The organism is Paenibacillus sp. JJ-223, assembly GCF_927798175.1.
GTDB classification, from domain to species: domain Bacteria; phylum Bacillota; class Bacilli; order Paenibacillales; family Paenibacillaceae; genus Paenibacillus; species Paenibacillus hubeiensis.
Genome location: NZ_CAKMMP010000005.1, coordinates 277,757 through 299,532, shown reverse-complemented (window position 1 = coordinate 299,532; position 21,776 = coordinate 277,757). Strand labels below are relative to the sequence as shown.

17 protein-coding genes are annotated in these 21,776 nt (G+C 50.6%); 14 read left to right on the top strand and 3 right to left on the bottom strand.

What is annotated here, in order from left to right; translation table 11 throughout:
- Positions 1-158 precede the first annotated feature (158 nt).
- Together L6H98_RS11780 and L6H98_RS11775 are read left to right on the top strand one after the other, a co-directional pair.
- Entirely contained in the window at positions 159-1,871 is a 1,713-nt protein-coding gene (locus L6H98_RS11780) for a methyl-accepting chemotaxis protein (RefSeq protein WP_236415262.1), read from the top strand.
- A gap of 41 nt (positions 1,872-1,912) precedes the next feature.
- Positions 1,913-2,890 carry an RsmD family RNA methyltransferase gene (locus tag L6H98_RS11775; protein ID WP_236415260.1) on the top strand — a complete coding sequence of 326 codons (978 nt, stop codon included), beginning with the start codon at positions 1,913-1,915 and terminating at the stop codon, positions 2,888-2,890.
- A 73-nt stretch (positions 2,891-2,963) separates the two neighbouring features.
- Here the strand turns inward: L6H98_RS11775 and L6H98_RS11770 are convergent, their stop codons facing one another.
- Positions 2,964-3,920, bottom strand: a complete 957-nt coding sequence (locus L6H98_RS11770) for a D-2-hydroxyacid dehydrogenase (protein WP_236415258.1) — start codon at positions 3,918-3,920, stop codon at positions 2,964-2,966.
- Between the two features lie 238 nt (positions 3,921-4,158).
- Between L6H98_RS11770 and thpR the strand changes: the two genes are divergently transcribed.
- The gene (gene thpR / locus L6H98_RS11765) at positions 4,159-4,722 is read left to right on the top strand and encodes an RNA 2',3'-cyclic phosphodiesterase (protein ID WP_236415256.1); all 564 of its coding nucleotides are present in this window, start codon (positions 4,159-4,161) and stop codon (positions 4,720-4,722) included.
- A 125-nt stretch (positions 4,723-4,847) separates the two neighbouring features.
- Positions 4,848-5,702, top strand: coding sequence for a cell wall hydrolase (locus L6H98_RS11760; RefSeq protein ID WP_236415254.1), 855 nt, complete (start codon positions 4,848-4,850; stop codon positions 5,700-5,702).
- 275 nt (positions 5,703-5,977) lie between these two features.
- Here the strand turns inward: L6H98_RS11760 and L6H98_RS11755 are convergent, their stop codons facing one another.
- Positions 5,978-7,192, bottom strand: coding sequence for a glycosyltransferase (locus tag L6H98_RS11755; protein WP_236415252.1), 1,215 nt, complete (start codon positions 7,190-7,192; stop codon positions 5,978-5,980).
- A gap of 353 nt (positions 7,193-7,545) precedes the next feature.
- Between L6H98_RS11755 and L6H98_RS11750 the strand changes: the two genes are divergently transcribed.
- From L6H98_RS11750 to L6H98_RS11735, 4 genes are all read left to right on the top strand, one after another.
- A complete protein-coding gene (locus tag L6H98_RS11750) occupies positions 7,546-8,127 on the top strand; it encodes a TetR/AcrR family transcriptional regulator (protein WP_236415250.1) in 582 nt (193 codons plus the stop codon).
- Positions 8,128-8,325: 198 nt separating this feature from the next.
- On the top strand, positions 8,326-10,611 hold the full coding sequence (locus L6H98_RS11745; protein ID WP_236415248.1) for a YhgE/Pip domain-containing protein: 2,286 nt from the start codon (positions 8,326-8,328) through the stop codon (positions 10,609-10,611).
- 704 nt (positions 10,612-11,315) lie between these two features.
- Complete coding sequence (gltB, locus tag L6H98_RS11740) at positions 11,316-15,914, top strand: glutamate synthase large subunit (RefSeq protein WP_236415246.1); 4,599 nt, start codon at positions 11,316-11,318, stop codon at positions 15,912-15,914.
- A 228-nt stretch (positions 15,915-16,142) separates the two neighbouring features.
- Positions 16,143-16,301, top strand: a complete 159-nt coding sequence (locus L6H98_RS11735; protein WP_236415245.1) for a hypothetical protein — start codon at positions 16,143-16,145, stop codon at positions 16,299-16,301.
- A gap of 102 nt (positions 16,302-16,403) precedes the next feature.
- On the opposite strand, the gene L6H98_RS11730 is transcribed toward L6H98_RS11735, so the two are convergent.
- Positions 16,404-16,772 (bottom strand): helix-turn-helix transcriptional regulator, encoded by a 369-nt coding sequence (locus L6H98_RS11730; RefSeq protein WP_236415243.1) that lies wholly within the window; start codon positions 16,770-16,772, stop codon positions 16,404-16,406.
- 389 nt (positions 16,773-17,161) lie between these two features.
- On the opposite strand from L6H98_RS11730, the gene L6H98_RS11725 reads away from it, so the two are divergent.
- The 6 genes from L6H98_RS11725 (at position 17,162) to L6H98_RS11700 (ending at position 21,772) form a co-directional block, all read left to right on the top strand.
- Positions 17,162-17,596 carry a hypothetical protein gene (locus L6H98_RS11725; RefSeq protein WP_236415242.1) on the top strand — a complete coding sequence of 145 codons (435 nt, stop codon included), beginning with the start codon at positions 17,162-17,164 and terminating at the stop codon, positions 17,594-17,596.
- A gap of 149 nt (positions 17,597-17,745) precedes the next feature.
- A complete protein-coding gene (locus tag L6H98_RS11720) occupies positions 17,746-18,498 on the top strand; it encodes a CpsB/CapC family capsule biosynthesis tyrosine phosphatase (protein ID WP_236415240.1) in 753 nt (250 codons plus the stop codon).
- 58 nt (positions 18,499-18,556) lie between these two features.
- Positions 18,557-19,309, top strand: coding sequence for a Wzz/FepE/Etk N-terminal domain-containing protein (locus L6H98_RS11715; RefSeq protein WP_236415239.1), 753 nt, complete (start codon positions 18,557-18,559; stop codon positions 19,307-19,309).
- The gene (locus L6H98_RS11710) at positions 19,290-19,964 is read left to right on the top strand and encodes a CpsD/CapB family tyrosine-protein kinase (protein ID WP_236415238.1); all 675 of its coding nucleotides are present in this window, start codon (positions 19,290-19,292) and stop codon (positions 19,962-19,964) included. Before L6H98_RS11715 ends, L6H98_RS11710 begins: the two co-directional genes overlap by 20 nt.
- A gap of 231 nt (positions 19,965-20,195) precedes the next feature.
- Complete coding sequence (gene galU / locus L6H98_RS11705; RefSeq protein ID WP_236415237.1) at positions 20,196-21,107, top strand: UTP--glucose-1-phosphate uridylyltransferase GalU; 912 nt, start codon at positions 20,196-20,198, stop codon at positions 21,105-21,107.
- The gene (locus L6H98_RS11700) at positions 21,104-21,772 is read left to right on the top strand and encodes a sugar transferase (protein WP_236415236.1); all 669 of its coding nucleotides are present in this window, start codon (positions 21,104-21,106) and stop codon (positions 21,770-21,772) included. The genes galU and L6H98_RS11700 overlap by 4 nt, the downstream gene beginning before the upstream one ends.
- Positions 21,773-21,776 lie beyond the last annotated feature (4 nt).

Sequence of the window (21,776 nt, the reverse complement as noted above, 5' to 3'; positions counted from 1 at the left end):
TAGATTTAACAAAACCAAGCATGTCTTGCAAAATATCATGTTATAATTTTTTGCGTCTAATATATGTTTTTTTTGCAAGATGACCATAGTAGGGTAAATCAATGACAAAAGGTTCGAAAACGAATTCATGGCCACATCAAACACAAGGGGGAAACCAAATGTTCGGCAGATTCAGGATCAAGAGCATCGGCCTGCGCATCAGCATCGCGTTTTATCTGTTACTCCTCTGTTTAATCGTTCTAAGCGTCACGGTGATTGGCCGCTTGAATTCGATGGAGGCGAATACGAACGATATAACGGACAAATGGATGCCGGCGATCCAGCAGATCAACCATCTGAATTATACGACAGAGCATATCCTGTCGCTCAGCTACCGCCATTTTGATGCACGGGCAGAGGAAAAAAAGTCATTGTCCGAAGAACGGACCACATATATACGCGAAACGGCCCAGACGATCAAAATTTATGATCAGAAGGCGAAAAGCGATGAGGAGCAGCAGCATTGGTCCGATTTCAAAGCCGAATGGGAGGCCTACCTTAAACTGAACGTGCAGGCGATCAAGCTAAGCGATGAAGGACAGACGGAATTGGCGAAGGAAGTATCTGAAAAAGGGGCTGCCTCTTTCGATGATTTGCAGGTGAACCTGAATTACCTGGTGGAGTATAACCGGGAACAATCGGATATCGCTGCGGCGCGAACCATCCGCATCGTGCAGGATGGCAGAATCACCATCATGCTTGGAGTGCTGGCCATGATCCTGATTACCGCCGTGTCCATCCCGATCATTCGTTCGCAGGTCGTCAGACCGCTTCTCCGGGTGATCAGCGCGGTTAAACTGATCGCTGAAGGCCAATTGAATGTGCAGGACGTACATACCAAATACGAGGATGAAGTGGGCGCTTTGGCAAAAGCCGTGAATGTAATGAAAAGCAATCTGACGTCCATGGTCTTGAACGTCAGACGGATCGCGGAGTCGGTCAATCGTCAGAGCATTGATCTTACGGTTGCATCCGAGGAGGTCAAAATCGGCAGCAGGCAAATCGCCGCAACGATGGAAGAGTCGGCCAGGGCGGCCGAAAGCCAGGCGATGACTGCCGTGGAATCGACACGGGCGGTGACGGGGCTGAACAGCCATATTCAACAGCATGCCGAGCAGGGACGACGGCTTCAGGCCATGTCGGATCAGGTGCTTGAGCAAGGTTTGAATGGCCGTATGGTGATGGAGCAATCGGTGCAGCAGATGCGGCTGATCGCCGGTACCGTCTTTGCTTCGATGAGCAAAATGGAACAACTGGATCGAAAAAACGAGGATATTTCCAAGTTGGTCCAGGTCATTCGTGACATTGCCCGCCAAACCAATCTGCTTGCATTGAATGCCTCGATCGAGGCTGCGCGTGCAGGTGAGAGCGGACGAGGGTTCGCGGTTGTGGCAGCAGAGGTGCGCAGCCTGTCCGAAGCCGTTCAAGCCTCGGTGGAGGAGATTACGGCCATTACGGAAGATATTCAACAGGATTCGCAGGGTGTTGTGGCAGAGCTGCGCCTGGGCGTGCAGGAGACGGAGCGCGGACAGGAACAGGTTCAGGCGACGGGCGAATTGTTCCGGAACATTAGCGAATCGGTGGAAAGCATGGTCGTTGTGATCGCCAAGATGACGGAAGGCCTGAAGGGCATGCAGGAAGCCAGTGCAAGGATGAACGGGTTCAGTCAACAGATTTCGGCGGTCTCCGAGCAAACGGCAGCGAGCGTGGAGGAAGTATCGGCTTCGGCCGAGGAACAGGTGAGCTCAATGGAAACGATCAGCGGCAATGTTCAGCAATTGAAGGCGTTGTCCGGCGATCTGCTCACTTCCATCGAAAAACTGAAAATATAATCTTCTTATTATAGAAGAAGTATGAAGGACGGATAAACATTGTGAAAGAGAAGCTTGCCGATGTCGGCGCCAATACCCCGTATTTGTATACTTTTGCCTGTCATGAAAACGAGCGTGAAATTTGTGCGCTTGAACTGGAAACGATGCTGCTTTCCGGAGTAGAAATGGAGGATTCTGCCCGCTCTTATGTGCGCTCCGCGATTCGCATTGCATCTGGGCGAAGCCCGTTTATCCGGGGCAGGCTGGATATTATCGCCGAAAAGAGAACGGTGTCCGAACTGCGGCCGATCGCTGCAGCGATTCGTCTGGCCGAGGGTGAGACGTTCAAGGTGGTTTGCTTGAAAGAAGGGGACGACATGCCCGATTTCGGGCAAGCGCGTTTGTTGGAAAGGGAAATCGGCATGTGCATTCGCGGAACGGCTAGGATGAAACACCCAAAAATGACTTTTGGCCTAATACAGGCTGGCGGAAAATGGCTCTTCGGTCGATGGACGGAAGCAGACCGGGATTGGTACGATCACCGGCATAAGCCGCAAAATTACTCCACAGGGCTCCCTGTCCATCTCGCCAGGGCGCTTGTCAACATTGCGCTTCCCGAAACGGAAAACCGCCGTTTGCTCGACCCGTGCTGCGGGATGGGCACGGTGATGATCGAAGCTTTATCGATGGGCATCGAAACCGAAGGCAATGATCTGAACCCGCTTGCGGTTCAGGGGGCCCGGGTCAATCTGTCCCATTACGGCTACGATTCGGAACTCGTTGCACTCGGGGACATGAACGACCTCCAGGGAAGATACGATGCGGCGATTCTGGACATGCCGTACAATCTTTGCTCGGTGCTGCCGGATGAGGAACAACGGATGATGCTGACGAGCCTGCGCCGATTGTCGGGACGAGCAGTCATCGTTTCCACCGAAAGGGTGGAACATCGCCTGGAGCAGGCGGGATGGAGGGTGCTGCAGCATCGAACCGTCAGGAAAGGCACGTTTATCCGTCACGTCTGGTTGTGCAGCGAATAACGACCAAATAAAAGAACCTCCGATCCGAGGCAGGACGCCGCAGCGGATTCGGAGGTTCTTTGTGCTGCCTGATTCAATACTTGTGCTCGTAATCCACCAGATTGCGGTGCAAAGACCCGTCTTCCAGATACGTTTGCAGGTTGTCGATAAAAATATCCAATGCCCGGTCGGTGTATAGCTCCGTGCTGCCGGCAATATGCGGCGTGATCAGCACGTTCTCCTTGCTCCACAACGGATGGTCGGCGGGCAGCGGTTCTTCTTCAAAGACGTCCAGTGCCGCGAAAGCCAGTGATCCGTTATCCAATGCGCGAAGAAGGGCGGCGGTGTCCACGCTGGGACCGCGTCCCACGTTGACGAAGCATGCTCCCGGTTTGCAGCGCGCGAACGCGGCATCATTGTATGCATGATGCGTTTCGTCGGTAAGCGGCAAAATGTTAATGATGTAGTCGCCCTGTGCCAACGCTTCGTGGAAGCCGGACATATCGTACATCCGATCCACATGGGGAGCGTCCTTGCCTGAACGGCGCACGCCAATGACTTTCATGCCGAGGGCCTTGAGGATTCTCGCGGTTTCCGTTCCGATTTCCCCGACGCCGGCGATGACGGCCGTTTTGCCATTCAATTCGGGCAGCGGCTTGCCTGGGGATGTCCATTCGGCATGCTGTTGATGCAGCATAGCTTGTCTTAACCAACGGCTATGGGAAAGCATCATGCCCAAAATGATTTCGGTGATGGGAACGGCATGTACGCCGTTGGCGCTGGTGACCCGAATGTTCTTTTGTTCCAATTGGGCAAAGGGAAGGCTGTCGACACCCGCGGACCACACCTGAATCCACTTCAACGGACTGTCCTGCGACAAAACGTGTTCAGTGATCAATGGGGACCAGCCGACAATGATCTCGGCTTCCGCCAATTGTTTGGGATCCAGTTCTTTGGCTTTGCCGACAATGAGCGAATAACCAGGTGCAGCATCCGTAATCCGTTGTTTCTGTTCCTTGGATAATGTTGGAAAACATACGATTTTACCCATGATTGCCCTCCTGAATTTGAATGTAGTCTGATTTAATTTTAACAAATTTGAGCAGAATGTGCAGAGAAGGCAGGTATGAAGCCTCATGAATATCGCTCTGTTCTATGTCAATCTGGACGTAGGCGACTTGAAAGAATCTCTTTGAATATGGAATAATAGATCATACTTTAGCGGGGTGGATACAATGAGTAATGATTTACATAATAGTTTTGGTGGTGTGTCCCATGGGAGGGAAAGATTGTTCACAGCGATTCGTTTGCCGTCCAAACTTCAGGAATTTCTTCGGTTGGAGGCGGAATGGGCGCAGACCAGGCTCGATTTTCGCAAATGGACCGATCATAGGGACTACCATATTACCTTGCAATTTTTGGGAGATACGCCTTCTGCCGAAATCGGGAAGTTGAAGAAAGTGCTGAGGGAGGCAAGCTTGGCATTCCAACCGTTTTCCTTGAACATATCCGACTGGGGGACATTCGGGCTTGAACGTGCACCGAAGGTTTTGTGGAAGGGTGTTAGCGGAGACGTGGAGCGATTGCACTCTCTGCAAAAACATATCGTGGAGTCAACGGCCCAACTGGGTTTTCAGGCAGAGCTGAGACCGTATCGCCCGCACATCACGATGGCGCGCAAATTTGTGGGTCAGGTTCCAGAACATACGCAAAATGGCATTTTCGACCTGCTCCCTGGACATTCCTCTCCTGTGAATTCATGGACGGTAGATGGGTTTGTACTTTATGTGACAAGGCTTGGACAAATCCCCATGTACGAGGTCGTGGATACGTTTTCATTTTCCTGTAAATAAGTATTTTTACATAAAATCACATTGACATTACGTTTATCCCTATGTAATATTAGCCAACGTTATTCAATTTCTTTTTTTGAGGTTACTTAGTTTAGGGAATTGCTGCGACAGGAGGAATCTTCGAGATGGATCTTATAAACAAAAATCGTTGGGTAGCACCGATGTTATCTGTGCTGCTTGTGTGCATATTGGGGGTAAATTTAGTTCAGGCATCCGGGAAATGGAATGAGGCGAGTGAAAGCAAACAAATGAGCGAAGTGGCGGCGCCAGGGCCTGACGGACAATCCGTTGCCGCAGGAGATAGGCGAGTGATGGAAGACAGGACCAGTCTGTCCGCAAGCACGTCCCTCCAGTCCGATTGGAAACATGCGACACCTGCGCAAAAATGGTTCACGGCTGCCTTGGACAAGCAGGAGAAAGAGGAAGCCAAGGCCAAACGACAGGTTCAGGCTGCAGCTCAGGCCAAAGCGAAGAAAGAAGCTGCGTTAAAGCTGGCCGGAACGAAAAAGGCCAAAGCGGCTGCTGCAACGACAACTCCCCCCCACAAACTATACTTTACGCGGACCAAACTGCTCAGTCAGGAAGACCGGAAATCAGCCACCTGGTCGTATACTGTGTCCGATAAAGAGCTGTTTCTGCTGCAGAAAATCGTCATGGCAGAAGCGGAAGGCGAACCGTACGAAGGCAAAGTGGCAGTGGCCAACGTTGTCTTGAACCGGCTGCGGTCAGCCAATTTTCCCGATACCATTCACAAGGTTATCTATCAAAAATCCCAATTCAGTCCTGTGGCTAACGGGCGCCTGGATCGCGTAACTCCGAACGAGGAGTGTGTCAGGGCCGTGAATGCCGCGTTGAATGGAACGAAGGAAGTACCGGATAATACGTATTATTTTCTTTCGTTGACGCTGGCGGACGACTTGACGGTCGCCAAATCGCAAAAAAAAGTCAAGACCATCGGAAATCATACTTTTTATAAATAAAGGCCCTTTAATTCTGCAAACAGGCAGGGTAGTTCACTACTCGATGTTTTTTGCAACGATTTTCCCTCGGGAAAAAAGCGAATTTGCAGGGCGTTATTTCGAATATTCACCGTTAAGTATTTCCTTTTTTGCGGTAGTTATTCGGTGATCGTTCATTAAAATGACAAGGTCCCCGTCCATGCTGATGGACGAGGACCTTATTTATCTGTACAAATTTATTTCGTGCATATTCTTCTAATGTCCTCTCAGATCGATTCTAAGGGGTCATAGAGAGGTTAATACGGCAAACGGGTACCTGACAAAGATCTGGCTGTAATTCCGGCTGAAACGAGCTCCTTGGGCGCTGATATGAATTCTGCTGCCATCGGGAACAATAAGTCATGAACCGTTTGGGCACAGCACGTCGGATCATAGCTTTGTGTTTTCGGAGAATGAATCGTTTTCTGGCTTGAAGGCTCTGGCGATAACGTGCCTCCCGTGCTTAATTGCCCGAAATAATTCGCGATGACTTCAGGTGAGTGAATGACTTGGCCGTATCCTGCTTGTACGAAATACTCGCAATTCTCCTCTTCCTGTCCGGGAAGGGGCGGCACGAACAGCATGGGCAATTTTTTGGCCATCGCTTCCGTGCAGGTCATGCCGCCAGGCTTCGTGATGAGCACGTCAGACGCATCCATCAGCTTGCTGACTTCCCGGGTGTATCCGATAATGCGGATATTGGGATGCTGGAAGCAAGGCATTTCCTTCATTTTCGCCATCATTTTGGCATTGCTGCCCAGACAGAAGAGCAGCTGGATGCGATCTGCCCAGGATGCGAGCGACTTTAGATGGTCTTCGTCAAAGGAGAGTCCCCATCCTCCGCCCATGAGCAGGGCCGTGGGCATTTGCTCCAGGCCAAGCTCGCGCCGGATCAGCGTTTTGTCGCCCTGCTCCCAAAAATCGGGATGCACGGGAATGCCTGTGACCCGAATGCGGGCCGGATCAACGCCGCGAATTTCAAGCAGTGCTTTGACCTGAGAGGTAGGGACCAGAAAATGGTTTACTTCAGGCGTAATCCAGGTACCATGGGCATCGTAATCCGTGACAAGCGTATACAGCGGAATATTGAGCCCCTGGCGCTTGAGCCGGGAAATGACCGCATTCGGGAAAGGATGGGTACAGATCACGGCATCCGGCTTCAATTGGGAAATGACCTGGGCCGTCTGCGTATAAAAAATGCGGTGCAAAGCAAGCCTGGTGAAGCCGTTCAGCGATTTATTATATTGTGTCCGGTAAAGCAGGCTGACCAGCTTGGGCTGGACGGACAACGTCTTGCGGTATGCCGAGAAGATCAGCGGAGCCATCGTAGGGTTAAGAAACTTTCCGAGTTCGATGACGCGGCTATGAACCTGGGGGTTGAGTTGTTTGATGCCGCTCGCAAGTGCATGGGCGGCTTGAGTGTGACCGGTGCCGAAACCTTCCGATAGCAAGAGTACTCTTGGTTTTCGCATGAGTTCACCTTTATTCATAAGTTTTCATATATAACGATTATCGCTGTGCCTAAGGCTTGTTACTACATGGATATACAGTGGAATGATGAATGATGTTCATTCATTAATGTTTACACGTTTTTACGATTCTGATACCACTAGACTTCATGTCTGCCTGTGTTGAGTATGACACCATAACTATAGACGACGACAGGAACGGTTTCCACTGCATTTCGGTTAAAAAAAATTAACACAAATTTGGGATGTTAGTCTTGCAATCTGTTCAATATGGTGGTATTGTAACTTTTGACCGAATGACTAAATTGTATTTTTGGTCATTCATAAGTGGAATAACATGCAAAGGAGGGGGAGAGATGGCTCCGATCGACCGGAGACAACAGGTGATACAGGCGGCTGCGCAGTCGTTTTCCATGTTCGGCTATAAGGCAACCACGATGGATCAGGTGGCGAAGATCGCTAATGTCGGCAAAGGGACGATCTACACTTTTTTCACGAATAAAGAGCAGTTGTTCGACCAGATTCTGGTGGAAGTGATCCAGGAAATGAAGAACATTGCCCACAGGGAGGTCCACCGGGAGAGCACGTTTTTTGATAATTTGTTTCGGGTGCTGGACTCGTTGCTGGAATTCCGACGCGATCATGAGCTGCTTGTGAAGCTTTCCCAGGAGTTGAAGGATTTCGGGACGCTGCAGGCCAAGGACGGCTTGGAAAAAGTAGAGAAGGTCATTTCCGACTTTTTGGCCAGTCACTTGGAGAAGGCAAAGGAGCGCGGGGAAATCAAGGACTGCGATCCGAACATCGTGTCTTTTATGATGATCCGCTTGTACATTGCGCTGACCTCGGATTGGAACAAACAGCATGAACCTCTTGGCAAAGAGGAAATCAAGAATCATTTTCGCCTTTTTTTAATGGAAGGAATTGCTGCAGCAACGTAAACCATACTTGTTCTATAATAGTAGAATGACGTTTGAGGAGCATGATCCATGCATAGGTTGCGGCAGTGAGGCTTGTCGGGAGACAGGTTGTTTTTTTGCTCTGGATTGACCGTTTGGGGAAAGTGGTCATTCCGTATTTCTGAAAATTTCATAATAAGTCCTGCTCCATGAGCAGAGAGAAGTAAGGGGAGAAACCAATTGAAATCATTATCCGTGTTTTTCAAGGATGTGGGATCGGCCGTGAGAAACCCGAAGGTGTTGATCCCCGTCATTGCTGTCATGTTTATTCCTATTTTGTATAGCGGTATCTACCTTGCCGCATACTGGGACCCATACGGTAAAGTGGATCAGATGCCGGTTGCGGTGGTCAATCTCGACAAAGGAGCTGAGCTTGAAGGCAAATCCCTTCATATCGGCAACGATCTGATCGACGAGCTCAAAAAGAACGATGACTTCAAGTGGGACTTCGTATCCGCGGAGCAAGCCAAAAAAGGCATCCAGGATGACAAGTACTACATGCAGATCACGATTCCGCAAAATTTCTCGTCCCAGGCGACAACGCTGCTGGACGACAAACCGCAGCCTGCGGAGTTGATCTACGAGCCGAACGGCAATTACAGCTTCGTCGGTGCGCAGATCGGCAAAACGGCCATCAAGGACCTGAAATCGAAGGTGTCCGCCAAAGTGACCGAGGCCTATGCGGAGACGCTGCTCGACAAGTTCTCCGAAGTATCGGACGGATTGGCTGATGCAGGCGAAGGCGCAGGCAAGCTGACGGACGGTGCTGGCGAACTGGACGACGGCGCAGTGAAGCTCAAGGATAATTTGGCGAAGCTGGCCGACGGGACATTGGAACTCCAAAAAGGATTGTCTCCGCTGAGCGATGGCGTCAGTGCGCTGCATACCGGCGCAAGTAAGCTCGAAACAGGAACGGCGAGCCTGGTGTCCGGATTGAATCAACTTCACACAGCGGCCCAAACGCAGCTGCAAAGCGGTGCGGACCAGTTGAAAGAAGGCAGCGACAAGCTGGCTGCAGGACTTAAGTCCTCCCTGGATGGAACGAGCAAGCTGCAAACCGGGCTCCAATCGTCCGAACAGGGAAGCGCCCAGTTGTCCGAAGGGCTGCAAAGCGCAGTGGAGGGCAGCAGCAAGCTGTCAAACGGACTGCAGTCTGCGGTGGACGGCAGCGAAAAGGTGGCCGGCGGAGCGAAAAGCGTTGCCGACGGCTTGAAGCAGCTTGCGGCGTCGAATCCGGAACTGGCCGCAAGCGAGGATGTGCAGAAGCTGCTGGCTGCAAGTGAGGCCGTAGCCGACGGCAGCGCGCAGCTGCACGAGAGCGAGCAGCAGCTGGCCGCAGGGGCAGCGCAATTGCATGAGGGCAACCAGAAGCTTGCCGCAGGAGCTGCCCAATTGCATGACGGCCAGAAACAATTGCTTGCCGGTGCAGACCAACTGGTGAACGGTCAGCAGCAGCTGCTGACAGGAGCCGGTCAACTTAGCCAAGGCGGCGCGAAGTTGTCCGACGGGCTGAAACAATTCACCGCCAAGCTGGGCGAAGCCGCGAGCGGCGGCACGCAGCTGGCGGACGGTGCCAAACAGCTGGGTACAGGCACAAGCGCGCTGCAAACGGGTGTGAGCAAGCTCAGTAACGGTGTCAGCACGCTGACCGATGGATCGAAACAGCTCGGCGATGGTGCAGGCAAGCTGTCAAACGGCTTGTCCGAACTGAAGGACGGTTCTAGCGAGCTTGCCACCAAACTGAATGACGCTGCCGACAAAACGTCGGAAGTGAAGAAAACGGATGATGTGGTTAGCATGTTCGCCGAACCGGTGAACTCTTCGGAGAACGAAGCCGAAGGGGTATCCAACTATGGTACCGGACTGACGCCGTTCTTCCTGTCGATCGGGTTGTTCGTTGGATCGCTCATTTCCACGATCATTCTAAAAATGCGTGACACGTCCGTGCCGAACGCATCCGGTTGGAGCCGGTTTGTCAGCCGTACACTTGTCTTTGGTGGCATGAGCGTGTTCCAGTCGGTCATTGTGGCCAGCTTTATGCTCTATGGTCTCGGTCTGGAAACGCACAGCGTGCCGCTGTTCTACCTGTTCACGATCATTACGGGCCTGACCTTCATGTTTATCGTGCAGGCGCTCGTAACCTGGCTCGACCTGCCTGGGCGTTACGTGGTCATCCTGCTGCTGGTATTCCAGTTGGCGGCAAGCGCCGGAACATTCCCGGTGGAATTGATTCCAGGCTGGCTGCAATCGTTCAGCCCTTGGCTGCCGATGACGCATAGCATCATGGGCTTCAAAGCCGTCGTTTCCAGCGGCAACTTTGACGTGATGTGGCATCAGGCCGGAATACTCGCCATCTATGCGGGTGCATCGGTGCTGCTCACATTGGGCTTCTTCCTTTGGAACGGCAAACGTCGCACGAAAAAAGCGGCAGAAGCAGCGGAATCGGGTCAAGTCGTGACGGCATAATATTGAAGTGAACCGGAGTTTGGAACCGGCCTTTGGTGGTTCGTTCGAAACCGGGATGTGAAAGTGGTTGAAAAACGATCAATTCACTATCGAAATTATGCAATATAGTGTACAAAAAGTGCAAATAGCTTATGCCCCCTAAAAGGGCATAAGCTATTTTTGCATAGGATTGCATGCCTGGCGCGCGATTTGCTGGACCGCCGGATCCGATTTTGGCGAAAAGAGGGGGAAATGCAGGCCCCATATGGAATGTTTTTCTTTTGTCAGCAGATAAAATCAGTTGTACTCTTGCGCGAAATGTGTATAATTATTCGAAAAAGAGTTGGATTTTAGCGTTACCGCACTAACGCTTCACTGCAAAACAATTCTTATCAGAGGTATTAAAAAGTTTAAATTGCGCTGATGTTAGGTCGGTGTTAAAATGATAGAACTTATTAAACACGTCGCTCCATTTTTAACGGCCATGCCAGTGGCCGAAAATGCCAATCATCATGCATTCGTGCCCGCCCGGGCCGCGGACGGCATGTAACCTTCAAGGCATATACCGAACTACGACAGCGCTCTTGAATCGGACGGCCATTGTGCCGCCACTCCGCAATTTTGGCAGGCACTTGCATCAAGTCGCCGGCTCCTCCCGTCTCAATGTTGCTTGTCGCCAAAGTCTGGATCTCCGAAATACTTCATTAATAGAAAGGTTGCGTTCCATGAAACAGATCGGATTACCACCCAAACAGGGTCTGTATGACCCGCAATTCGAAAAAGATGCATGCGGAATGGGCTTTGTGGCCCATATCAAAGGTGTAGCTTCACACGATATCGTTAGCCAGGCGCTGACCATGCTCAGTAACATGGAGCACCGTGGCGGACAGGGCAGTGAACCGAATTCCGGTGACGGAGCCGGTATTTTGATCCAGATTCCTCATCGCTTTTTTGCGAAGGAGGCGGAACGTCTCGGTTTTGCTTTGCCAGAACAAGGACATTATGGCGTAGGTATGCTCTTCCTTTCCCATGATCCGGCCATTCGCAGCGCCCATGAGGAAGGCCTCAAAAAAATCATTGAAGAAGAAGGCCAAACGGTGCTCGGATTCCGCGATGTGCCTACCTACGATGGCATGCTGGGGCGTTCCGCGCTTGCAGCGAAACCTCATGTCCGTCAGGTATTCATCGGCAAGTCCGAGGACATCAAGGACGAGATGGCTTTCGAGCGCAAGCTGTACGTCATTCGCAGACGCGCGGAGCTGGCGATCCGTTATTCGCCTGAGGCGCAAGCCGGCGATTCCTTCTATCTGCCAAGCTTGTCTTGCCGCAAAGTGGTATATAAAGGAATGCTTACGACAGAGCAGGTCGGAGAATTTTACCTGGATCTGCAGGAGGACCTGGTGGAATCCGCGATCGCGCTCGTGCACTCCCGTTTCAGCACGAACACGTTCCCGAGCTGGGAACGCGCGCATCCGTACCGCTTCATGATCCACAACGGCGAGATCAATACGATGCGCGGCAACGTGAACTGGATGCATGCTCGCCAGTCGCTGTTCGAGAGCGAAGTGTTCGGCAGCGACATCGACAAAGTGAAACCGATCATCAACCCGGACGGCTCGGATACCGCGATGTTCGACAATACGCTGGAGTTCCTTTATTTGAGCGGACGTTCCCTGCCTCAGGTGGCCATGATGATGGTACCGGAGCCGTGGAGCACGGATGAAGGCATGGATCCGGCCAAAAAAGCATTTTATGAGTACCACAGCACGCTGATGGAGCCATGGGATGGACCGGCGGCGATGGGCATCACCGACGGCGTGCAAATTTGCGCAACGCTGGACCGCAACGGTTTGCGTCCTGCCCGTTATTATGTAACGAAAGACGACCGCATTATTTTGTCCTCCGAGGTAGGGGTACTGGATATCGCACCGGAAGACATCCTTTACAAAGACCGTCTGCGTCCTGGACGGATGCTGATCGTGGATACGCAGGAAGGACGCATCATCTCCGATGAGGAAGCAAAAGCGAAAATCGCGGCTGAAAATCCGTATCAGGCATGGCTGGACGAACATCTCGTAGACCTGAAGGAACTGCCTGAAGCGCCTGAGCTGCCGGAGCCGAAGCATGATAACGTGACCCAGCTGCAGCTTGCGTACGGGTATTCCTTCGAAGAACTGCGCAAAATTCTGGAGCCGATGGCGTCCACCGGAATGGAAGCGACAGGTTCGATGGGATACGATGCACCGCTTGCGGTGTTGTCCGATCGCCCGCAGCGGTTGTACAACTACTTCAAGCAGATGTTTGCCCAAGTCACGAACCCGCCGATCGATGCGATTCGTGAGGAGATCGTAACCTCGACGGCAACGACCATCGGGCCTGAACGCAACCTGCTGAACCCGGAACCGGAGAGCTGTCGTCAGATTCGTCTCGAGACGCCGGTTCTGTCCAACGAGGATTTTGCGAAAATCCGCCACGTCCGCCGTCCGGGCTTCCGCTCGATGACGATTCCGATCTTCTTCGCGGCGAAAGAAGGCGCGGAAGGATTGCGCAAAGCGATGGACCTGCTCTTCGAAGCAGCGGATCGCGTTATTGATAAAGGACACAACATCCTGATCCTGTCGGACCGCGGCGTGGATGCGGAAAATGCAGCCATTCCTGCATTGCTTGCCGTTGCCGGTCTGCACCATCATCTGATCCGTCAGGGGACAAGAACGAAAGTCAGCATTTTGCTGGAATCGGGAGAACCGCGCGACATTCATCACTATGCCCTGCTGCTTGGCTATGGGGTAAGCGCCGTGAACCCGTATCTGGCATTCGAAACGCTGGATGACATGATCCGCCAAGGCATGCTGCGCGGCATCTCGCATGAGAAGGCGGTTAAAAACTATATTAAAGCGGCGACCAAAGGGGTTATTAAAATCCTGTCCAAAATGGGGATTTCCACGATCCAGTCCTATCGCGGAGCACAAATCTTCGAAGCGGTCGGTTTGAAAGCCGATTTCGTGGACCGCTATTTCACCTGGACGCCTTCCCGGATCGGCGGGATTGGCTTGGAAGAAGTCGCTGCGGAGGCGCTTAGCCACCACAACCGCGCGTTTACGGAGAAGGACGGCAATGACAAAGTGCTGGATTCCGGCGGTGAATACCAATGGCGCAATGACGGGGAGGAGCATCTGTTCAACCCGCAAACGATCCACACGCTGCAGCACGCCGTTCGCACCGGTGATTATAAACTGTACAAAAAGTATTCCAAGCTGGTACAGGGCGAGAACGAGCAAATGCTCACCATCCGTTCCATGCTGAAGCTGAAACCGGCCGGTCCAGCCATTCCGCTGGATGAGGTTGAGCCGCTCGAAGCGATCATGCGTCGTTTCAAAACGGGAGCCATGTCTTTCGGTTCCATCAGCAAAGAGGCGCATGAGGACCTCGCGATTGCAATGAACCGCGTCGGCGGCAAATCGAACACAGGCGAAGGCGGGGAAGATCCAGCACGTTTCGTGCCGGATGCCAACGGCGATTCCCGTCGCAGCGCGATCAAGCAGGTTGCGTCCGGCCGATTCGGCGTAACGTCCAACTACCTGGTCAATGCGGACGAAATTCAGATCAAAATGGCCCAAGGCGCGAAACCGGGCGAGGGCGGGCAGCTGCCTGGACGCAAAGTGTATCCTTGGGTTGCCGAGGTCCGCGGATCAACGCCTGGCGTAGGTCTGATCTCTCCGCCGCCGCATCACGACATCTACTCCATCGAGGATTTGGCGGAGCTCATCTATGATCTCAAAAACGCCAACCCTCGCGCGGAAATCAACGTGAAGCTGGTATCCGAAGTGGGCGTAGGAACGATCGCGGCCGGCGTAGCCAAAGGCCGTGCAGACATCATTCTCGTCAGCGGATACGATGGGGGTACAGGTGCGTCACCTCAAGGCTCGATCCGCCATGCGGGAATGCCGTGGGAGCTTGGCTTGGCCGAGACACACCAGACGTTGATGCTCAACAACTTGCGTGATCGCATCGTGCTGGAGACCGATGGTAAAATGCTCAATGGTCGTGACCTTGCAGTTGCGGCTCTGCTTGGAGCCGAAGAATACGGATTCTCGACGGCACCGCTCGTGGCGCTGGGATGCATCATGATGCGTGTATGTCAAATGGATACTTGTCCGGTGGGCGTGGCCACGCAAAATCCGGAACTGCGCAAAAATTATATGGGCGATCCGGCCCATGTCGTAAACTTCATGCGTTTCGTCGCCGAAGAAATGCGCGAAATCATGGCAGAATTGGGCTTCCGCACGATCCAAGAGATGGTTGGCCGTACCGACTGTCTGGAAGCTGCGGATGCCGCGGACCATTGGAAGAAAAAAGGCGTGGATCTGTCCGTGCTGCTGCACGTGCCGGAAATGCCGGAAGGTTCTGCGCGCTACCGTACGCAGTTCCAGAACCATGGTCTGGAAGAAACGCTGGATATGCAGCAGCTGCTGCCGCTGGCGCAGCCTGCGCTCGAATCCGGGCAACCGGTGGAAGGCGTGCTGCCGATCACCAACGTCAACCGTGCCGTCGGAACCATTCTGGGCAGCGAGGTTACGCGCAAGTATGGTCTTGCCGGACTGCCTGAGGACACCATTCAATTCAAATTCATCGGCTCTGCGGGACAAAGCTTCGGTGCGTTTATTCCAAAAGGCATGACGATGACGGTTGAAGGGGATTCCAATGACTATGTAGGTAAAGGACTGTCCGGAGGCAAACTGATTGTGATGCCTTCTCCGAAAGCGACATTTGCGGCTGAGGAAAACATCATCATCGGCAACACCGCCCTGTATGGAGCAACCAGCGGGGAAGCGTACATTCGCGGAATCGCCGGCGAACGCTTTGCGGTTCGTAATTCGGGGGCTAACGTCGTCGTGGAAGGCGTGGGAGACCATGGCTGTGAATACATGACCGGTGGGCGCGTTGTCGTTCTCGGCGATACAGGCCGTAACTTTGCGGCAGGAATGTCCGGAGGCATAGCATACGTTTATGATCCGAAAGGCACATTCTTGCAGCGTTGCAACCTGGAGATGGTTCTGCTTGAACGTGTGGAAAGCACGGAAGAGAGTGCCGAACTGCGCGGCATGATCCAGCGCCATGTGGCCTTCACTGGCAGTGAAGCGGGTCAGCGCATTCTGGATCAATGGCAGTCATCCCTGGCTGACTTCGTTCGTGTCATTCCGAAGGACTTCAAACGCATGACGGAACAAATTGAGCGTGCACAGGCTTCGGGCCTGACGGGCGAAGCTGCGCTGCTGGCCGCTTTCGAAGCCAATATGCGTGAGCTTGCTCGAACCGGAGGCTAAGCCGTCCGTTTATATTCAAACATTTTGCTTCATTATATAACCGAAAATAAAAGCAGGAGCCTAACGACAACGCGATTGGTGTCGTTAGGCTCCTGTTTTGTTTTCGACAAAATTAGAACCACCCTCAAAAACGTTCTCGCCACAAGACGACAACATAGATATGGCAACTCAAGTATAATAAGAACAGTTTTGGAGTCAGGAAAGTATAGTAAAGAGAGGGTTAGCGGAATGAATATGAAGCATCCACACAGTCGCAGACCTAGACCGACAAAAGGCAAACCGGTGGAAACTACCAAGCTGGACATCACCAAGGTGTTGCTGCAATGCGGGATCAAACCTGAACGCTGGGAACAATTCGTATCCTCCGCGACCGGCAAGCGTTCTTGACCGCAATGACATACATGGATCGGAGGGAAATAAAGAAGAGACGAAAAAACCCAGGTACCGAAAAAGATCATCTTCATCGGACTGGGTCTTTTTATTTGTTCCTCATTTCATGCTGCGTTCCATCCGGACAAAAGCAATAAAGCGACGGGCCTCTTCTTCGGTAAGAGGTTTACCGTCGATCATTAAATCGAAACGATCCAGCACTTCCTTGTCCGATAATTCAAGGGAGTCCACGAATTCCCGCACATCTTCGTCCATCACCACATCCGTGTGTTGCGTGCGGCCAACGAGATAATCGATAGATACCCCAAAGATATCGGCAAGTTTGGTTAAGACTTCAAAATCGGGTTTGCGACGATTCTTTTCATAGTGAGAGAGAGCAGCTCTGGTGATATGAATGGAGCTCGCAAGTTCTTCTTGAGTAAGTCCCCGCTGTTCCCTTAATTCAGCAATGCGATTTCCGTAATTCATAAGCTTATCCCCCTGAACGCCAAGTCAAATAATTTTCAACGATCCCAAGCCATTATTTTGATCAGGGCAGCTATCTGCAATACGTCGAACAAGATCCGGCATTCCGATCAAGTCAATATTTATCCCGGGCCCAGTTCGAAAAAGTAATATCTTCCCATGGATTCTGACCAAATATAGTTCTGTCTAAGGACATCTCATATTGTCGTATATCAAAAGAACCATGTCCAAATACCGCTTGACATGATACTTATTGTATCGTAAATTGAACCTATAGAGTTACGAAATGTATCATTTGGAATAATTTAAGTGTAACCAAGCTGCCTGCACAATATACATCCGGCAAGATGCGTCATATTGCGGGCTATCCCATCCTTTAAAGGAATGAAAACATGGAACCAATGTTAAGCGAGTGGGCCAAATTGGAACTAAACGTTCATATGTACATTCACGCGTTTCAAGGCAAACAGGTAGAACGAAAGCGGCGTCCAGTTATGCTGCTCGGCATGGATACCAAGGAGCTCACGTTCCTTAGCGATCTAGACCTGCCCATCTCACCGGAAATGGTGATCGGATTGGACGTGGAAGATCATCATGCGTGCTTGCGGCTTCAAGCCGTACTTCAATGGAAGCAGCCGTTTGGAGAGCTGATATTGTATCATTCAAAGCTGCATATTCAGCAAGAGCAAGCACTATATATAACAGGACAGTTAAACAACATGCTTCGAGATGTGCAGTTTCCGGTAGTTCCGCGAGATCCGTATGAAAAATCGCCGCAACCCGCGATTAGTGCGAAAAACATCCATTACATCGATTTTACCATATAAAGTCGAAGGCAATCTAAACATTTTCTAAACAAGCATTACTTAACGCCATTTTACTATATTTTATGTCGTTATGCATTAGTTCTTTAACACCAAAACAATTGCGCAAGAAATACGGGGCGAGGAGGAGCATACATTGAGGAAGTTTGGTTATGGTTGAAATACACTGCCACATTTTATTCGGTCTGGATGATGGTCCCTTCCATGTGGAACAATCCGTCGCTATGGCCGAGAAGGCGGCAGTCTCCGGAATTACCTCCATTATTGCCACTCCGCATCACTTGAACGGGCATTATAATAATGACCCGATTGTGGTCAATCAGGCAGTGAAACTGCTTCAGGAAGAGCTGGGAGAGCGTAATATTCACCTGGAGATTCGCCCCGGACAAGAGATCAGGGTACATGATAACCTGATCGATGACCTGTACGCCGGAAGATGCTGCACGCTGGCCGGAAGCCGTTACATGCTGCTGGAATTGCCCTTTGACCACATTCCCCCGAAGTTGTCCGACATTTTATATGAACTCAAAATGGCGGGCATTGTTCCGATTCTTGCTCATCCGGAAAGAAATCGCGTTTTGCTGCGCAAGCCGAAATTGTTAGCAGAGTATTTGAGGCAAGGTGGATTATGCCAGCTTACATCCCAATCGTTCACGGGGCTTTTCGGGCGGAAAGTTCAGAAATGGTGTTTTCATTTTTGCAAAGAAAACGGATTTCATTTCATTTCATCGGATGCTCATGACATTCAAGTGAGGACGTTTGCATTGCGAGAGGCTTATGCACTAATTGAACGTAAGTTTGGGCACAGATTCGTTCAAGTTTTGCAGGATAATGCAGGTTCATTATGGTGGAACAGAAGAGTGAAGGGCGAAAAGTTAACCCGAAGACGAAGGTTCCTGTTTTGACAACCAGCGGCAAGGCCATCAGGTGAATTAAAAAGCAGATTTGAATGGAGGAAATGGCGTGGAACTTAAAGAGTACATGAAGATTTTGCGTAAACGAATCTGGATCATTGTCACATTTGTGTTGGTTGCCTGCGTAGGAGCTGGGGTGAAAAGTTATTTCTTTACTACTCCTATATATGAAGCGAACACCAAATTAATCGTGAATCAGGCGTACAATACGGATGGAGTGCCTAGTCTCGATATTTCTTCGATTCAGACGAATATAAAGGTGATCAGTTCATACATGGAAATCATTAAATCTTCAGCCATCCTCGATAAAGTGGTTACTACATACCCCGATCTTGGTTTAGACGCGAATCAACTGCTTCGTAACATCAAGGTATCTACCGCAAACGAGTCTCAAGTGATGAACTTGACCGCCCTTGGAGTGTCCTACGAAAAAGCCGCTAAAACAGCGAATGCCGTCGCGAAGGTATTTCAAAAACAAATCCCTACTATTATGAAGGTCGACAATGTGACAATTCTAAGCGAGGCCAAACCGACAGAAGTGTCCAAACCTATTAATTTCAATCCAACGATGAATATTATGGTCAGCTTTTTTGTTGGTCTCTTGCTTGCTGTAGGTTTTGTGATTTTATTGGAATATTTGGATGACACGATTAAAACAGAAGATGAGCTGGAGAAGGAGCTTGGTATCCCGGCCCTTGCCGTGATCTCCAAGATTAGAAAAGAGGAAGCACGTGCATCTAAGCTAAATTCGGCACATCCAAAGAAAGTAGGTGACGGTCAGTATGCCACGGCAAACCAATGATAAAGGCGGCCTCATCACGATGGCTAACCCCCAATCCAACTCGTCGGAGGCATATCGTAAACTGCGGACGAATATTCAATTTTCGTCCATCGACAGCCAGATCAGAACGATTATGATTGCTTCCGCGATATCGGGCGAGGGCAAGACAACAACGATTGGAAATTTGGCCGTAGCCTATGCGCAAGTAGGGAAGAAAGTGTTACTTATGGATACCGATCTGCGGAAGCCGGCAGTGCATCGAATGTTTAATGTGCCGAACCATATTGGCCTGACGAGTGTATTGTCGAGTCAATACCAAATCACGGAGGTTCTGAGGGAGACCGGTGTTGAAGGACTGCATGTGCTTACATCTGGTCCAATTCCTCCTAATCCTTCGGAAATGATCGGATCGCGAAAAATGCTCGCGTTGCTCGAAGATTTGAAGGAAGAGTATGACGTTATCCTATTTGATACACCTCCTGTGTTAGCCGTATCAGATGCACTGATTATCAGTTCCTTGGTGGATGGAGTCATTCTTGTAGTGAGTGCGGGCAAAGTCAAGAAAGATCTCGTCAAAAAGGCTAAAGCTCATCTGGAACATGTTAATGCACGTATACTTGGAGCGGCGCTGAACAACGTTCAGCTATCCAAGGGACAGTATGGCGAGGATGCTTAAAAGGTAGTGTCGTCTGACAGTCCATTCAATCGTCGTTATTAACATTTCCAAGGTCATGTCTACTATACCTCTATCAAGGTAGACACTCGGTCACACTGTGGGTAGTGTACCTTAGACGTTCATCGTCGAGGGTGTGATGTGAGGTAGGGTTAAATGCCCAATCAAATAATCATCTTTTATGTTGTTATGAAATCTAGTTTCATAAAAATATTAGAGGATAGGGTGGTTTTTATGAGTAGAGTTAGGAAAGCAATCATTCCTGCGGCGGGTTTGGGAACCCGATTTTTGCCTGCCACGAAGGCGATGCCTAAAGAAATGCTCCCTATCGTAGACAAGCCAACCATTCAATACATTGTAGAGGAAGCCATTGCTTCAGGGATCGAGGATATTATCATTGTGACAGGTAAAGGCAAACGTGCCATTGAGGATCATTTTGACAGTGCGTTTGAGCTGGAGCAGAATTTGCTGGAAAAAGGGAAACACTCCTTGCTTGAAGAGGTCAAAAAATCCTCTAACGTTGATATTCATTACATACGACAAAAGGAGCCTCTAGGTCTCGGGCATGCCGTCTGGTGTGCGCGGAACTTTATTGGTAATGAACCGTTTGCCGTACTGCTTGGCGATGATATTGTTGTTTCTGACGTACCTTGCACCAGACAGTTGATCCAGCAGTATGAGGAGGTTCAACAATCGGTTCTGGGTGTGAAAACGGTGAGTCCAAGCGAAACATACCGTTATGGTATCATTGATCCTTTGCATACGGAAGGTCGATTGTCCTCGGTTAGCAGCATGGTGGAGAAGCCACCTCTGGGCTCGGCTCCCTCCAATCTGGCCATTATGGGCCGTTACATTTTGACGCCGGATGTATTTCGGTATCTGGAAGCGCAGCATATCGGCGCTGGGGGAGAAATCCAATTAACAGATGCACTACAAAAGTTGAATGTTGATAAGGGCTTATATGCCTATGATTTTGAAGGAACTCGTTACGATGTGGGAGAGAAGCTTGGTTACATTCTGACCACGCTTGATTTCGCACTGAACAATGCAGAACTTCGTGCGCCCGTACTAACCGCCATTGAAGATATCTTGATGAGAGAGCATTTGAAGCATCGTATGCTTGTGGGTGGAGGGGATAGTCTGTGAACCTCTCAGGACCGGAATATGTAGTAAACCGTGAAGCTGCCGTGCAAGAGGGAACTGCAGCAGTCCTGGATCAGACTTGTTCCCGGCGAGTTGGAGGTTATGCGGATTTCTGGAAACCGTTTATCGATGTCATGGTAGCAGCCGTACTGTTGCTCGCCGTTTCACCTGTGATGATCCTTGTAGCTATTATGATCAAACTCGATTCTCGAGGACCCGTTCTATTTCGCCAGGATCGCTATGGAAAGAATGGTACGAAGTTCAGCATTTATAAATTCAGAACCATGTATACGGATGCACCCAAGTACAGTGTTTCTCCTACAAGCAGTCTAGACCCGCGGATAACCCGAATCGGCAGAATCCTTCGCAAGACGAGTCTGGATGAATTGCCGCAGCTGTTGAATATTCTTAAAGGAGAAATGAGTTTTATCGGGCCGAGGCCGGAGATAAAAACGATTGTTGAGCAAGAGTACACCGAGCTGGAACGCAGACGGTTTATTGTGAAACCCGGAATAACCGGCTTGTGGCAGGTCAGTGAAGCGCGCAAAGAGCCGATTCACCACAATCTGCAGTATGATTTCCATTATATTTCGAATGTTTCCTTGAGCATGGACATCAAAATTATCATTCAAACCCTACGTGTCATGATTAAAAGCAATACGTTTTGACCTA

Coding starts and splice junctions, on each gene's coding strand:
- L6H98_RS11780 (WP_236415262.1), top strand. CDS start 159: ATGTTCGGCAGATTCAGGATCAAGAGCATCGGCCTGCGCATCAGCATC.
- L6H98_RS11770 (WP_236415258.1), bottom strand. CDS start 3,920: ATGGGTAAAATCGTATGTTTTCCAACATTATCCAAGGAACAGAAACAA.
- L6H98_RS11760 (WP_236415254.1), top strand. CDS start 4,848: ATGGATCTTATAAACAAAAATCGTTGGGTAGCACCGATGTTATCTGTG.
- L6H98_RS11755 (WP_236415252.1), bottom strand. CDS start 7,192: ATGCGAAAACCAAGAGTACTCTTGCTATCGGAAGGTTTCGGCACCGGT.
- L6H98_RS11750 (WP_236415250.1), top strand. CDS start 7,546: ATGGCTCCGATCGACCGGAGACAACAGGTGATACAGGCGGCTGCGCAG.
- gltB (WP_236415246.1), top strand. CDS start 11,316: ATGAAACAGATCGGATTACCACCCAAACAGGGTCTGTATGACCCGCAA.
- L6H98_RS11735 (WP_236415245.1), top strand. CDS start 16,143: ATGAATATGAAGCATCCACACAGTCGCAGACCTAGACCGACAAAAGGC.
- L6H98_RS11730 (WP_236415243.1), bottom strand. CDS start 16,772: ATGAATTACGGAAATCGCATTGCTGAATTAAGGGAACAGCGGGGACTT.
- L6H98_RS11725 (WP_236415242.1), top strand. CDS start 17,162: ATGGAACCAATGTTAAGCGAGTGGGCCAAATTGGAACTAAACGTTCAT.
- L6H98_RS11720 (WP_236415240.1), top strand. CDS start 17,746: ATGGTTGAAATACACTGCCACATTTTATTCGGTCTGGATGATGGTCCC.
- L6H98_RS11710 (WP_236415238.1), top strand. CDS start 19,290: ATGCCACGGCAAACCAATGATAAAGGCGGCCTCATCACGATGGCTAAC.
- galU (WP_236415237.1), top strand. CDS start 20,196: ATGAGTAGAGTTAGGAAAGCAATCATTCCTGCGGCGGGTTTGGGAACC.